The organism is Curtobacterium sp. L6-1 (assembly GCF_018885305.1).
GTDB classification, from domain to species: Bacteria; Actinomycetota; Actinomycetes; order Actinomycetales; family Microbacteriaceae; genus Curtobacterium; species Curtobacterium aetherium.
This window is the reverse complement of sequence record NZ_CP076544.1, coordinates 928,222-942,987: the sequence shown is the minus strand read 5'-3', so window position 1 is coordinate 942,987 and position 14,766 is coordinate 928,222. Positions and strand designations below refer to the sequence as shown.

Annotated in this window: 8 protein-coding genes; all 8 read right to left on the bottom strand. The window is 74.7% G+C overall.

The features are described from left to right. Window positions 1–14: 14 nt before the first annotated feature. On the bottom strand, window positions 15–2,357 hold the full coding sequence (locus KM842_RS04375; protein ID WP_216261291.1) for a transglutaminase TgpA family protein: 2,343 nt from the start codon (window positions 2,355–2,357) through the stop codon (window positions 15–17). Beyond that, window positions 2,354–3,763, bottom strand: coding sequence for a DUF58 domain-containing protein (locus KM842_RS04370; protein ID WP_216261289.1), 1,410 nt, complete (start codon window positions 3,761–3,763; stop codon window positions 2,354–2,356). The genes KM842_RS04375 and KM842_RS04370 overlap by 4 nt, the downstream gene beginning before the upstream one ends. Further along, window positions 3,760–4,731 carry an AAA family ATPase gene (locus KM842_RS04365; RefSeq protein ID WP_216261288.1) on the bottom strand — a complete coding sequence of 324 codons (972 nt, stop codon included), beginning with the start codon at window positions 4,729–4,731 and terminating at the stop codon, window positions 3,760–3,762. Before KM842_RS04365 ends, KM842_RS04370 begins: the two co-directional genes overlap by 4 nt. A gap of 154 nt (window positions 4,732–4,885) precedes the next feature. Next, on the bottom strand, window positions 4,886–10,870 hold the full coding sequence (locus KM842_RS04360) for a fibronectin type III domain-containing protein (RefSeq protein ID WP_216261286.1): 5,985 nt from the start codon (window positions 10,868–10,870) through the stop codon (window positions 4,886–4,888). After that, window positions 10,843–12,255 carry a serine/threonine-protein kinase gene (locus KM842_RS04355; RefSeq protein ID WP_216261280.1) on the bottom strand — a complete coding sequence of 471 codons (1,413 nt, stop codon included), beginning with the start codon at window positions 12,253–12,255 and terminating at the stop codon, window positions 10,843–10,845. Before KM842_RS04355 ends, KM842_RS04360 begins: the two co-directional genes overlap by 28 nt. A 233-nt stretch (window positions 12,256–12,488) precedes the next feature. Then, on the bottom strand, window positions 12,489–13,316 hold the full coding sequence (locus KM842_RS04350; RefSeq protein ID WP_216261278.1) for a PP2C family protein-serine/threonine phosphatase: 828 nt from the start codon (window positions 13,314–13,316) through the stop codon (window positions 12,489–12,491). Beyond that, window positions 13,313–14,125: a hypothetical protein gene (locus tag KM842_RS04345; protein WP_216261276.1), complete on the bottom strand. Its 813-nt coding sequence runs from the start codon at window positions 14,123–14,125 to the stop codon at window positions 13,313–13,315. Before KM842_RS04345 ends, KM842_RS04350 begins: the two co-directional genes overlap by 4 nt. A gap of 53 nt (window positions 14,126–14,178) precedes the next feature. Further along, window positions 14,179–14,724: a hypothetical protein gene (locus KM842_RS04340; protein WP_216261274.1), complete on the bottom strand. Its 546-nt coding sequence runs from the start codon at window positions 14,722–14,724 to the stop codon at window positions 14,179–14,181. Between the last annotated feature and the right edge of the window lie 42 nt (window positions 14,725–14,766).

The window sequence follows — 14,766 nt, the reverse complement described above, 5'->3', positions numbered from 1 at the left end:
TCCCGACATCGTAGTCATCGCCGATCGGAGCGCCCTCCGACAGGCTGCCGTCGCAGCGAGCGCAGCGACGTCGCCGCCCGGAGACGTGCGCGCCGGTCCTGCCCCGCCCCGAGCGCCGCGATCGCCGCCGACGCCTCGGCCCAGGTCCGGTCCGCGACGGGGTCGCCGACGTCGACCGGGCCGAAGACCGCCGCGTCCGCCTCAACCGCCAGTCCGGTGCCGCCGGACCCCGGTGACGAGGCCGCGACCTCCCGTCGGGTGGCCGTCAGCGGGACCTCGTGCCCGTGGTCGAGCAGTGCGTCGCGGTACTCATCCCACGCGCCGACGACCCGTGTCCGAGCGTCCGGGGCACGTCGTCGGCGGCGGCGTCGCAACCGCTTCACGGTCACGATGACCGCGGCGGGTGCCAGCACGAGCGCAGCGAGCCCGAGCACCCCGATCGCCCACGGCAGCACCGCGAGGAGCACCCGCAACCAGGTCGGCTGCGACGGCGGAGTCTCCCGGTCGGCCTGCGGCGGGGTCTGCTGGTCCTGTCGCTGCTGCTCCGCGGGCGGCGGCGGCACGACGGTCTCCGGCCGCGTCACGGGCCGCGGGGTCTCCTCGGACTCGTCCGGGATCTCGCGCACGACGGGGTTCGGGTCGAGCACCACCCAGCCCCACTGTGCGGTGTCGACCTCGATGCGCGCGGTGATGTCGGAGCCGCGGAACGTGGTGACGCCGTCCTCGGCGGCCTCCGGCCCGGTCCCCGCGTCGCCACCCGGCGTGAAGCCCAGGACGACCCGCGCCGGGAACCCGATCTCGTCCGCCATGAGCGCCGCGGCGACCGCGTACTGCTCCTGGTCCCCCACCATCGGACGGGCCGTGAGCAGCTGCTGGATGCGGTCGGCCCCGTGTCCGCTCCGGCTCGCTCGGTCGTCGCCGACGCCGTGGCTGACGTAGCCGTCGCGCTGCAGGGCGCGGAGCGCCGTGAGGAGCCGCGTCCCGTCCGGGGTGCCGGCATCGGCGTCCGCCCGTACCGCCTCCCGGACCGCGTCCGGCACCGAGCGCGGTGCCGGCACCGACGCGGTCCCCGGTCGCGCTCCGGCGAGCTCGTCCTCGGTGGGCTGGTCCGGGAGCACGGCCGTGAGCGAGTAGCGGGTCCCCTCCGTCACACCGTCCACGAGTGCGGCCGTGCCCGTCGAGCGGTTGTAGAAGAACCCGGTGCGCTGCCGAGCGGCCTCGGGGCCGGTGAAGCGGACGGACTCGAGGTCCCCGACCGTCGGCAGCCAGACGCCGCGGTAGCCCGAGACGGTGACGCCGACCCGCACCTCGGTGCCGCGGACGCCGCGGGTGTCCACCGACGTGGGCACCCGCTCGAAGGAGCCGGACGACGTCGTCCCGTCCGGTCCGCCGACCCGGTACACGACGCCGTCGTAGGTGTCGAGGGTGGCGATCCGCACGAGGGCCCCGGCCGGCAGACCGGTGACGGTCAGCTGGGTCCGGTCCACGGCCTCGGACTGCTGGTAGGCGCGGAACCCGCTGAGCGGGCTGACGTGGTCGCGCGGGTCGAACGGCTTCACCACGTCCGTGCGCGCGACGGTGCGACCCGCACTCGGCGGCGCCGCCAGTGCGAGACCGGTCGCCAGGACGGCGGCGAGGGCGATGGTGGCGGTCCCGACCAGGGCGGGACGGACGACGGCCCGGGCGACCGGTACCCGGCCGCCGGTCGTGCTCGCCACGGCGACCGCACGACGGCTGTGCCGGACGGTCAGCGCCCAGACGAGCGCGACGCCGACCAGGACCACACCGGTGGTCACCGAGGTCTCGAGCCGCGTCGGCCCGACGACGACCCCGGCGACGAAGACGACGAGCGCCGGCAGGCCGGCGAGTTCCGGACGGGAGGCCCTGGTCGCGATCGTCATGCCGGTCACCGCCGCGAGGAGCACCGTGGCGAAGTACGGCACGAGCAGCGCCTCGTACGACCCGACCGGCAGGGTGATCGTCAGCAGCTGTCGCCACCCGAGGGCGACGCCGGCGAACAGGTCGACGAGCCCGCGACCGGTGGGGAGCAGCCCGGACGCCTCGTCCGGGACGGCGGCGGGCACGCCCGTCGCCGCGAACCCCACGACGGTCGCCAGGGCGACGACCGCGGCCGGGAGGCGCGACACGGCTCCGAGCAGCGCCACCACCGAGCCGACGACCAGCGCCGTGACCCCGGCGACCACCATGCCGACGTCCTCGTGGACGGGCCACCACGCGACGCTCGCGACCGCGAGGAGGAGCCACACCGTGAGGGTCCCGCCGACGAGCCGCACCGGCGACGTGCGGGTCCGGCGCGCAGCACCGCGCGGCCGCCGGATGTCGGGTCCGCCGCTCATCCGCCCACCGACCGGTGCAGGGCGTGCCGCAGGTCCTCGAGGTACCCGATCGTCATCACGGTCAGGCCGGCGACCCGGACCGACCGCGGGACGGCCTCCGGTTCGCAGACGACCGCGACGACCTCCACCCCGACCGGGAACCGCGTCGCGGCGAGGCGCAGGGACGTCACCGGGACGCTCGAGCCGACGACGAGGAACGCGACCGAGATCCCGGCGGTGTCCCGGCCGACGAGCGCGGCGACCTCGGCGATCGGCAGGCAGGCGTCGGCGAGTCCCACCCGGGCGAAGGCGTCGAGGAGCCGTGTGGGGGTGACGGTCGGCAGCGGGTGCACGGCCCGCACCGGCCGCTTCGCGAACTCCGGCGTGCGCTCGGAGACGACGACCGTGACCTCGCGACCGTCCCGCACCGCTCGCGACCCGAGCGAGGCGGCGACGCTCACCGCGAGCTCGAACTCGTCGTCGTCGCGGAACTCCGTGCGCGAGACGCCGAGGGCGACGACCAGGTGCGACCGTCGGGTGTCCTCGAACTGCCGGACCATGAACGCCCCGGTCTTCGCGGTCGACCGCCAGTGGATCGTGCGGGGGTCGTCGCCGGGCACGTACTCGCGGATCGCGTGGAACGAGATGTCGGCCGGGGAAAGGTCCGTGGTCGCCTGCCCCTCGAGGTCACGGACCAGGCCGGTGCTCGTGGACGGGATGGCGATGGTCCGCGGGTGCACGACGACCTGCTCCCGGGCGGTCCAGACGAGCTCCCGTCGGACGAGCCCGACCGGGTCCGCGCGGACGCCCGTCACCGGCCCGACGTCCAGGACGCCCCGTCGGGTGGTCGGGACCGGGACGTGCTGCTGGTGGAAGCCGCGCGGGGCGACCGCGGGGATCGCCACGTCGACGAGCCCCTCGCCGATCGGGAGCTCCACCGTGGTCGGGACCGAGGGCAGCCGTGCCGGGTTCTCCGCCGTGACGGTCACCCCGGCGGCGTCGCCGACCACGACACGGGCCTGCGGCAGGGACATGCGGATCACCAGGCGCGAGCGTCCCAGCAGTGCGGCCGCGGCGACCACCACGAGGACGGCGCCCGCCCACCCGACGACCACGACCTCGCGGAGGCCGAGACGGTACCCCACGACGAACGCGACGAGCGTGAGGAGCAGGACGGTCCAGCCCAGGCCGGTGACCACGGACGACACCTCGTCCCAGGTGCGCGTGACGAGCCTCCCGGCCGTGCGCCACGCGCGGACCAGGCCGACGACGGCGTCGGCGGCGACGTCCTCACGGTCCCCGACCAGGCGGGTGCGGACGTTCGTCAGGCCGGCGACCGTCCCGGTGCGCTCCGGGCCCGCGCCACGACGCGACCGCGTCGCGACGGGACGGCGGGAACGCGTGTCGACGGGCCGGCGATCGGTCACCGTGGGACCCGGTCGGCGGGCGGCGGCGTCTCGACGAGGAGCTGCGCGATGACGCTCGAGGCGTCGACACCGTCGAACTCGGCCTCGGCGTCGAGGACGAGACGGTGCGCGAGCACCGGGTCGGCGAGGGCCTTCACGTCGTCCGGCGTGACGTAGTGGCGGCCCTGCACCGCGGCGTAGACACGGCTCGCACGGACGAGTCCCATCGCGCCGCGGACGCTGACGCCGAGCCGGACCTCGTTCGCGGAGCGGGTGCCGTCGACGAGGCGGGCGACGTAGTCGGCGATGACCGCGTCCACGTGCACCGTGCGCGCGAGCGCCGCCATCTCGGTCACGGTCGCCGCCGGGACGACGCTCGGGAGGGGCACCGAGGCCGACGGTGCGGACGCCGCCTCGAGGATGCGCACGGTCGCCGCGTGGTCCGGGTACCCGATCGACGTCTTCATGAGGAACCGGTCGAGCTGCGCCTCCGGCAGCCGGTAGGTGCCGGCCTGCTCGATCGGGTTCTGCGTCGCCACGACCATGAAGGGCTGTGCGAGCCGGTGGGTCACGCCGTCGACCGTCACCGCCGACTCCTCCATCGCCTCGAGGAGTGCCGACTGGGTCTTCGGGCTCGCGCGGTTGATCTCGTCGGCGAGGACGATGTTGGCGAAGACGGGTCCGCGGTGGAACTCGAACTCCTGGGCGCGCTGGTCGTAGACGCTGATGCCGCTGATGTCGCCCGGCAGGAGGTCGGGCGTGAACTGGATGCGGGAGGTCGAGCCCTGCACGCTCTGCGCCAGCGCGCGGGCGAGGCTCGTCTTGCCGGTGCCGGGGACGTCCTCGAGCAGCAGGTGTCCCTCGCTGAGCATCGCCGTCACGGCCAGCCGGATCACGAACGTCTTGCCGAGGAGGACCTGCTCGACGTTCGTGACGATGCGGCCGGCGACATCGGCGAAGCGTGCGGCCTGCTCCGGGGTCATGCTCATGCGGGTGTCGTTCCTTCGGTGGTGGGGACGGCGGGGCTGGTCGGGCGGCGGTGTGTCCGGGGCGTCGGGCGGGTCAGCGTCGTGCGGATGGGCGTCTGGCGGGTCAGCGTCGGGCGGGTCGGCGTCGACGTGTCCGACGGGTGGGCGGGAAGCGTCACGGCGTGGTCCCGTCGCCGGTACCGCCGCCGGAGCCGGAGCCGTTGCCCGTGCCGTTGCCCGTGCCCGCCCCGTCGCCGGGGTCGGGGTCGGGGTCGGGCTGGGGCTCGGCGGGCGGCGGCGCGGCGGCGACGGGTGCGGCCGGCGACGATCGGCCTGTCGTGGCGCTGAGGCGCGGTGCTGCGGTCGTCTCAACGGTGACGGCGACCCGGACCGAGCGCGCACCGAGGGGCACGGTCGGCTCGTTCCCCGCCGTCCAGCTGTCGGAGGGCTGCGTCGTCAGCGCGACGGTCCCGTCGGCGTCGGCGAACCAGCGCGCCGCGTAGGAGACGACCCGCACCCCGTCCGCCACGGCGGGGCCGCCGACCACGATCGGCTGCCCCTCCTGCGCGCTCGTCACCCGGACCGAGGTGTCGAACGCTGCGCCGGTGCCGGTCCAGGACCTCGTGCCCGAGGTGCAGAAGGCGTCGCCCGGCGCACCGCACGCCTGCAGGGTCAGCGCGACCGCGGTGTTCCGCGCACCGGTCCCCGGCACGCCTGTCCACGAGGCGCCGGGTGCCAGGTCGACGACGGGTCCGCCGGTCTGCAGACGGTAGTGGTCGACGTCGCCGGACGGCGCGGTGACCCGGAGGTCGGACTGCGTCGCCGCACTGTCCACCACCGCGAGCGTCGGCGTCGCGGTGCCGCTCGGGGTCTCGAAGGTCGTCGCGTCGGCGTAGGCGACGGAGCAGAACGTCCCGTTGTCGGACACGACCGCGTACCGAGCGCTGCCCCCGGCCACACCGCCGTCGGTCGTGCCCGAGGTCGTACCGACCGGTGTCTGCCCGGCCAGGGCGGTGCAACTCGGACTCGCCCCGACCGCGATGCGGTACACCCGGTACGTCGGACCCGAGCCACCCGCCGCGTCGGCAGCGGTCCAGGTCACGGTGACCGTCGACCTGCCCTGGCCGTCGGGCTCGGTCCCGGTGATCGCGCGGACGTCGACGGGCGCTCCGGGCCGACCCACCGCGGTCCCGGTCGCCGTGGCGCTGTTCCACTGCACGACGGTCCCGTCGCGGTCGGCGCCGTTGCGGGCGGAGACGGTCACGACGTAGGACGCTCCGCTCGTGCCGCCGGTGAACGAGGTGGACGTCGCCGTGCCCGTCCGCCTGGTCTCGGTGAGCCCCGGCCCCGCGATGGTGACGACGTGGTCGTCGACGGCGCTGCCCCGTGACGGACGCGGGACCGCCTGCCACGAGACGTCGAGCTGGCCCGGGGTCGTCGTGTCGGCTGCGACGCGGAGTCCGGCGGGAGCCGCCGGCACGAAGTCGGCACTCATGACCGCGGACTGCGGGGACGGGTCGGAGCGGCCGACGGCGTTCTCGGCGACGACGCTGAACCGGTACGACGCCGTCGCGTCGAGGCCGGTCACGGTGCACACCGTCGAGGTCCCGCAGTCCTGCGACACCCCGTTCGACCCCGAGACGCGGTACCCGGTGATCGGGGCGTTGTTCGCCTGCGGTGTCGCCCACGTCAGGGTGACCTGCCCGCCGGCCTCGGTCCCGGTGCGGGTCGGGGTACCGGGCGCGTCGGGCACGTCCTGCACAGAGATCGTGACGTCGCCCCAGACGGCGCGGGAGGACTCACCGGTGGCGTCGACGACCCGGTACTGCAGGTGTGCCTCGGCGGTGGAGGCCGTGGGCGAGACCGCCACGCGCAACCGGCTGCGATCGGCGCTCGGGCTCACCGAGACGCCCGCCGGGAGCCCGCCGCCGAGCCCCCGGATGTCGGTGACACGAAGCGGCTGCCCGGGGAAGGGGTTGGTCTGCTCGTCGTTGCCGAGGACGTCGATGGTCGTCGACCGACCGCGCTGGACCACCGCGGTGTCCGCACCGGGCTGCACCAGGGGTCTGGTCGACCCGACGACGTCGACGGTGATGCGCCCCGCCCGCCCCTGGTTCGTGGAGTCCGCCACCGCGATGCCGATGGTCGACCGGTCGCCGGCCCGGGCCGAGTCGTCCACCTGCACGGTGAGCCGCTGGCCGTCGATCGTCGCGGAGGTCCCGTCGGTGGGCCGTTCCACGACGGACCACCGCAGTTCCGGCAGGTCCGAGGGGTACGGGTAGTCCGTCAGACGGCGCAGGTCGAGCACGCGGCGGTCGCCCGGCTGCATCTCGATGGTCGTCCCGGTCAGCGCGGGCGGCTGGTTCGACCGCGGGGTCACCGTGATCGGCAGCACGAGCGTCGCCACGCGTCCCGTGCCGCCGTCCGCGTCCGACCCGTCGGTGACCTCGAACGAGATCGACGCCTTGCCGAAGAACAGCCGGGACGAGGTGAACTGCAGGGTCCCGTCGTCGACCACGAGCGACGTGCCGTCCGAGTGGGTGGCCTTGACGGCGCCGCGGTCGGTCAGCGTCGCGGTCCTGCCGTTCGCCGTGACCACGTACCGCGAGAGCGGGATGCGCACCGTCGACTCGCTCTTCACCGTGACGGCGGGCGCGGTGCGGTCCACCTGCGGCAGAGCGTCGTCGAAGCCCGGTACGTGGACGAACCCGTAAGCGACGACGTCCGGGTGGTCGCGACGGGTGACCGAGAACGGGATGACCTGCGACGCGTCCGCCAGTCGGACGGTGATGCGGTCGTCGGGGGACACGGACGATCCCTCCCCGTAGCCCGCCACCAGGCCGACGCGCAGGTCCGTGGCGGTGCCCTCGGCGAAGAAGACGTTGCGAAGGACGTCGACCGTGACCGTGCGTCGGCCGAGGACGTCCTGCAGGTCGAGCACGGTGTCGTCGACCTCGGGACGGAGTGGTCGCGCGTCGCGGTCCACGGTGACCGTGAGGAAGGCGCTGCTCGTGGTGCCCTGCTCGTCGCTGACGGTGTACGAGACCGCGAAGTCGCCCCGCTGGGCCGAGACCGGGGGTGTCACGCGGACCGTCTCGCCGCCGATGACCCGGGCACGGACGTCGGGTGCGGTCGGCTCGGCGGCCGTGACGGTCAGGCGGCCGCCCTCGGGGTCGGAGTCGTTCTGCAGCACCCGGACGGTCACGGACCCGCCGGGTCGGATGGTGACGTGGTCCGCCTCTGCGACCGGGCTGCCGGCCTGCTCCGCACGGGGTGCGATGCCGATTCGGACCGTCCCGGTGGCCCGGGCCCCGAGCGCGTCGACCACCGTGTAGGTGAACTCGTCCGTCCCCGCCGAGTACTCCCCCGCCTCGTAGGTGAGCGTGTCCGAGGTGACGTCCGCGACGGAGCCCTTCTCCGGGTTCGAGGCGACGCCCATGACCTGCACGCTGTCGCCGTCGGGGTCGATGCCCGCGAGCGGGACCGTGACGCGGACGGACTGCCCGGCGACGACCCGGGCCGTCACGGTCTGCGGCACCGGCTCGGCGTTCGTCGCCCGGTCGCGGTCACGGACGGAGACCGAGACGGTCGCGTCGGCCGTCTGTCCGTCGGGGCCGGCGATCCGGTAGACCGCCGAGTAGGTGCCGGGCGTGGTCGGGGCCAGGTACCGCAGGTGGTCGCCGGAGACGAAGAGCAGCCCGCCCCCGCGGGGCAGTCCCTGCACCAGGTCCGGGAACAGCGTGAGGGACTCGCCCTCGGGCTGCGTGTCGTTGTCGAGCACGTCGATGTCGGTGACGGCGCCCACGCGGACGGTCGCGGTGTCCGCCTGCGCGACGGGGGGCTGCAGTCGGTCCGGCTTCGGGATCTCGACCACCGTCACCGTGCCCGTCGCGGAGGCGAGGCCGTTCGTCACCGTGTACTCGAAGGTGACGGGCCCGTCGAGCGGAGCCGTGAGCGAGACCCGCAGGACGTGCTGGTCGGCGACGCTCGCCTGCACGCCGGAGCCGGCGGGCGGGCCGTCGAGCCCGGTGACCAGGAGCACGCCACCGGCCGGGTCGGAGTCCGTCGCCGTCAGGTCGGTGTCCTTCGAGGACAGCGTGGTGACGAACACCGTCTTCGGGGTGGTGACCGGAGCGGCCGAGGCGTCCGGTGGCGCCTGCACCGTGACGCGGACCACGCCGCTGGCGGTCTTCGTGCCGTCGGAGACGGTGTACTCGAGCTGCCAGTCCCCCGCGGTCCGCGCCTCCACCCGGAACGTGCCGGCGTCGTAGGCGGGCGTCACCGTCAGCCCGGCGGCCGAGGAGACGCTCGTCAGGGTGACGACGCCGTTGCCGCCGCGGACGTGGTCGAGCGGCTCGACGGTGAACGCCTCGTCGGCGTAACCATCGACCGGGAACGCCTCCGCGCGGAGCGGGACGTCGCCCTGCGCCGCGACCGACACGGTGACCGAGCCGCGGCCGCTGTCGCGCCCGTCGCTCACCGTGATCTGCTGCACGCGGTCGCCGGTGCGACCGCTCTCGTTGCGGTAGTCGAGGAGCCCGTCGGGCGTCGTCGACGTGTCGTCGCCCTCGGAGGCCTCGGCCGACTCGAGGTAGACGGGATCGCCGTCGGGGTCGATCCAGTCGCCCAGCACGTTCGTCGAGACGTGGCCTCCGCGCACGACGTCGGCGGTCGTGTCGCGTACCTGGCGCGGCGGTGCGTTCTCGGAGTCGGGCCGCACCGTTACGCGCACGGTCGCGGAGGCGGACCCGCCGTTGCCGTCCGTGATCGTGTACGGGAACGTGACCACGCCCGTCGCGGCGGCGGGCAGGGTGATCTGCAGCTGCTGCCCGTCGGCGACCACGGCGACCCGCGCCGTCGAGGCGTCGGCCTCGCCCACCTCGCTGATCACGAGCGGGTCGCCGTTCGGGTCGTGGTCGTTGAGGAGGACCGGGAGGGTGGTGGTGCGGGCCGGGCGGGCACCGAGGTCGTCGTCGACCGCGACCGGCGGCTCCTGCGCCTTCTCGACCTCGGCGTCGTCGTCGGAGGCACGCTCCTGCTGGCGGTCGGCGTCCTGGTCGACCAGGTCCGCCCAGTTGTCGATGAGCTGCCCGCTTCGCCCGACGGCCCAGGTGCGCCCGGTCGCCGCGTCGTTCGCGACGACCGTCGAGCCGTTGTGCACGAGTTCGAGGGTGGCACCACCAGGGACGCGGGCGAGCCGTTGCACGGACCGGCCGTCGCACGTGTCGACGGCCTGGCCGCCGCTCCACGCGCCGTAGGTGCACCGGCCCTCGATCCACGGACGGGCGGCACGCCCGGCGACGTCGACCGACGTCCGGGCGACCGTTCCGGACGCCGACACCCGCACCAGGCCCGACGCACCGGCGACCACGACCTCGTCCCCGTCGGCGCTCGAGTGCTGCAGTGCCGGGGACGCCCCGACCCTGCTGCTCAGGTCGACCCGACGTCCGTCGACCGCGAGGACCCCGTCCGTCCGGTCGAGGACCGCCACGTGCTCCCCGACGACGGCCACCTGGAACGCGTGGTCCCGGTCCATGCGCACCGTCCAGCGCTGCGCCACGCCCGGGGTGGTCCCGAGGGACACCAGGGACGCGGTCGCGGTCCGGGGCGAGTAGACGGCGACGTGGTCGTCGGAGGCGTCGAACACGGCGTCCGCGCCGAGCGTCAGCGCCGGGTCGGTCGAGGCGTCGAACTCGTCGAGCCGTCCGGCCGGGGTCGTCCACAGCGCGCCGGTGTCGCCGTTGCCGACCACGGCCGTGGAACCGGCGAGGAGCACGGTCGGGCTGCCGGTCGGCAGCGTGACCGCGTCGCCGAGCGTGGCCGTCGCGACGTCGACCCGGGCGACCGTGCCCTTCGTCTCGTCGACGCTGTACACGGTCGACCCGCGCTGGAGGACGGACACCGTGTCGGACGGCGTCTCGACCGCCGTGTTGAGCTCGAGCACACCGGGGTTCGCGCGGCCGAGCGCGCCGAACTCCGCGGACGGGACCCACACGGTGCCGTCCCCGAGCTCGATCCGCTGCGCGTGGTACCCGTTCGACACCAGGGCGGTGCCGGCCACGACCGCGCCGACCACGGTCGCGACGAGCGTGGTCACCGCCGCCGAGCGGCGCGCGCGCAGGAACCGTCGGATCACGACGACCCGCCGATCGTCGCGCACCGTTCGTCGCTGGCCGCGCCGGTCCGGCCGTCACGGTTCACCGCGACCTGGAGGCACTCCTCGGCCCCGGCACGGCCGGTCACCACGAAGGTGGTCCCGGACTGCTGGCTGGACGTGCCGTCGGCGGTGACGACGAAGGTGTCACCGGGACGGAGGCCCGGGTCGGTCCACCGGAAGGTCACGGACGACGAGCCCGCCGTGGCGCTGAGGTCGGTCACGACCGGCACGGTCCCGTCGCCGCCACGCCCGACGGCGACCACGGCGGTCACGGCCAGGGCCGCGACGACCACGGCGGACGCCACCGATCCCCACACGACCGCGGCGCGCGGGCCCCGCTTCCGTCGGACCGTCGAAGCGGTCCGGTGCACCGTGCCCACGCTCTGCGAGGCGGTCGCGGCCACGCCACCGCGGAGCGACGACCGCGTGCGGCGCCGCCGGCCCGACCGGGCGGCCGGGTCGAGACCGCCGACCACGGTCCGCTCGCCGTCGGGCACCGGCGAGGACACCGCCCACGCCTCCACCGCGACCTCGGCCGGCGTCTGCGGCAGTCCGAGTTCGGCCTCGACCTGCTGGAGACCCCGGACGAGTTCCATGACGGTCGCGGGACGGTTCTGCGGGCGACGGGACATCGCGTTCGCGAGCACGCGCTCGAGCGTCGGCGGCACGTCCGGGCGTCCGGTCGGCCGCGGACCGCCCTTCTCGACCCGGGCCATGAGCGCCGCGGCCCCGTTGTCCCCGCCGGGCACCTCGAACGGACTCCGACCGGCGAGCAGCGTCGAGACGGTCGCCGCGAGGGAGTAGACCTCGGACTGGATCGTGCCGCGGGACTCGTCGGCGAGGACCTCGGGCGCGGACCACGGGATCGACATGCCGACGGGCTCGTCGGGGTCGGACTCCCCCAGCGTGGCCGCAATGCCGAAGTCGGAGAGCACGGGGTTGCCGTACGCGGTGAGCAGGATGTTCGACGGCTTCACGTCGCGGTGCAGGACGCCCTCCCGGTGCGCGGTCTCGAGCGCGGAGCCGATGCGGACCCCGATCGAGAGCACCTGCGACACCGGCACGGGTTCACGCCGGTACCGCTCGCTCAGGGACGACGAGCAGAGCTCCATCACCAGGTACGGCCGACCGTCGGCGGCGACGCTGGCCTGGAACACCGTGAGGATCGACGGGTGGGTGCTCAGCCGTGCCATCAGGTTGGCCTCGGCGCGGAACATCTGCCGCACGCGGTCGTCGACGACCTCGTCGAGCAGGACCTTCACGGCCACCTGCCGCCGGGGCATGTCCTGCTCGTAGAGGAAGACGTCGGCGAAGCCGCCCGACCCGAGCACGTGCACGGGGGTGAAGCCCGGGAGGACCGGCGGGGTCGACGGCAGCCTGCGCGCCATGGTCGGTCCTTCCGGTCAGCGTGGCTCGGTCACGATACCGCGGTGGGGTGGACGGGTCGCCGGGACCCGTACCGAGCGGACACCGGGCGGACACCGGGCAGTGGTCGCGGTGTGCCGTGCAGGGGCCCCGCCTGGCCGCCGTCCGTCGCAGCCGGACGGACCGGGAGGGGCGACGGGACGTCCGCCGACCTCCGCCCGCTGACGACCGCGCGACCGTCCGACGTCCGTGGCGGTCAGTGCCGCGGGAGGGTGTCCTCGAGGTCCTCGGCGACCTCGGGGGCGTCGTCGACCTGGAGGACGACGACCGTGACGTTGTCGCGGCCACCGGCGATGACGGCGTCCCCGACGAGGCGCTCGGCGAGCTCCTGCGGGTCGTCGACCTTCGCCGCGATCCGCGAGATGCCGACGTCACCGATCTCCTTGGTGAGGCCGTCCGAGCAGACCACGTAGCGGTCACCGGTGCGGAGCGGGATGGTCCACCAGTCCGGCTCCGGCGGCTCGCCGAAGCCGACCGCGCGCGTGATGACGTTGCTGTCCGGGTGCGACTCGGCGTCCTCGGCGCGGAGCACGCCGGCGTCCACCATCTCCTGCACGACCGAGTGGTCGACCGTGAGTCGCTTGAGCGGTCCGCCGGCGTCGCTCCGGTACGTGCGCGAGTCCCCGACGTTGAACACGAGGGCCGAGGGCTGGCCGTGGCCGGCGACGAGGGCGACACCCGTCACCGTCGTCCCCGCACCGATCGCGTTGCCGCCGGCGGCCTTCTCGATGTCCGCGGTGGCCAGGAGCAGGGCGCGCTGGATGGTCTGACGCGAGGCGAACGGCTCGGTGGTGGAGTCCCCGAGCCGACGCACGACGGCGTCGGACGCGCGGTCACCGGCCAGGTGCCCGCCCATGCCGTCCGCCACGACGAAGTACGGCGCGTCGACGATGTAGCTGTCCTCGTTGTGGTCACGTCGGCGGCCGACGTCCGTCGCCGCACCCCAGGAGAGCGTCAGGGTCCCACCGCCACCGTCGGGGACGGCGATCGCGTGGGAGGAGGTTGCACGGCCGAGTTCGGTCACGGTTCAGGATCGCTCTCTGGGGGGTCGGGACGGGCCGGGGCGGACGGCGGCGCGGGCCACGGTCCGGAGGTCTCGCGGTCGCCGGTGACGACGGTCCGCACGAACGGCGACAGCACCTCGATCGTGTTGCCGTCACCGATGTCGACAACCGTACCGGTCAGCACGACGATCGAGGCACCGGCGGGCATCCGGTGCGGCGCCGCGCCGGGCGCCCGGACGGTCGTGCCGTTCGTGGAGCGCAGGTCGTCGACGACCGCCGACGAGCCGGCCGCGTGGAGGAGGACGTGGGAGGACGAGACGAGGCCGGTCGGCGACGCGACGGTCACGAGTTCCGGGGGCGTCCCCCGCACCACACGCGGCGGTGACGGCCGACGCCCGACGATCACGGGGTGGTCGAGGCGGATGACACGATCGCCGACGCGGACCGAGGGTGCGGGCGGCCGTGGTGCGTCCGGCTCCCCCGCGCCGGTGCCCGCAGCCGGGCCCGCCGTCGCAGCAGCGGCACCGGAGACGGCGTCGACACGGACCGGGTCCGAGCGTCCAGCCGCATCCGTGTCGCCTGCTGCATGGGCACCTCGGCGCTCGACACCGCGAGCGGCGCGGTCGACACCGGGGACAGCGCGGTCGACGGGTGTCCCGCGACCGTCGCGGACGACCGTGTCGTCGAGGTCACCGCGCTCGTCGATCCCACGGACGTCGTCGAGGTCGCCGCTGCCGCCCGGGCTACCGGTCGCGTGCCGACCAGGCCCGTCTCCGCGCTGGCGCCGAGGCCGGATGACGGTGTCATCGACGCGGTCGTCGTCGTGCACGTGCGACCCCTTCCGTCGACGACACCACCGTAGACGATGCGGTGCACCCGAGGTCACCCACGCCACGCCGCCCGACGCCGAGCCCGACAGGCACGGAGCACCAACGTCGCGAGCGGGTCGTCCGCGGCGAGGTCCAGCGCGTACCGGGCCCGTGTGCTCGCACGCAGCTCGGAGCCGAGCGCCCACGAGCACCACGCTGCGAGCGAGAGTGCGCCGGCGACCCCGACGGGCGACTGCCCGGATCCAGCGTCCGCGATCCACGTCCGCCACGCTTCGACGCACCGGTCACCCGCGAGCCGAACGCGGTCACGGTCGGGCATCGGCCCTCTGCCGAGCAGTGCCGGGGGCATCGGTTCGGTGAAGGGGTCGTGTCCACGCACGGCGCCCGGGTCGGCGGCACCCGGCACGGCGAGGAACCGCAGGAGTGCGATCCGCGTCGACAGGGCGCCGCAGGCGGTCGTCACCGCCGCCGCCTCTGCCGTCGTGAGCGCCGACGCACCGACGAGCGCGCGTGCCGCAGCCGGCACGGTGACGGCCGCGGCGATCTCGTGGCTGTACCGGATGAACGGATCTGGTGGGCTGAGCGTCTGGGAGTCCATGCCGACAGCCTGACGCGGACCGAGCCTCCAGATCGGGCCGTC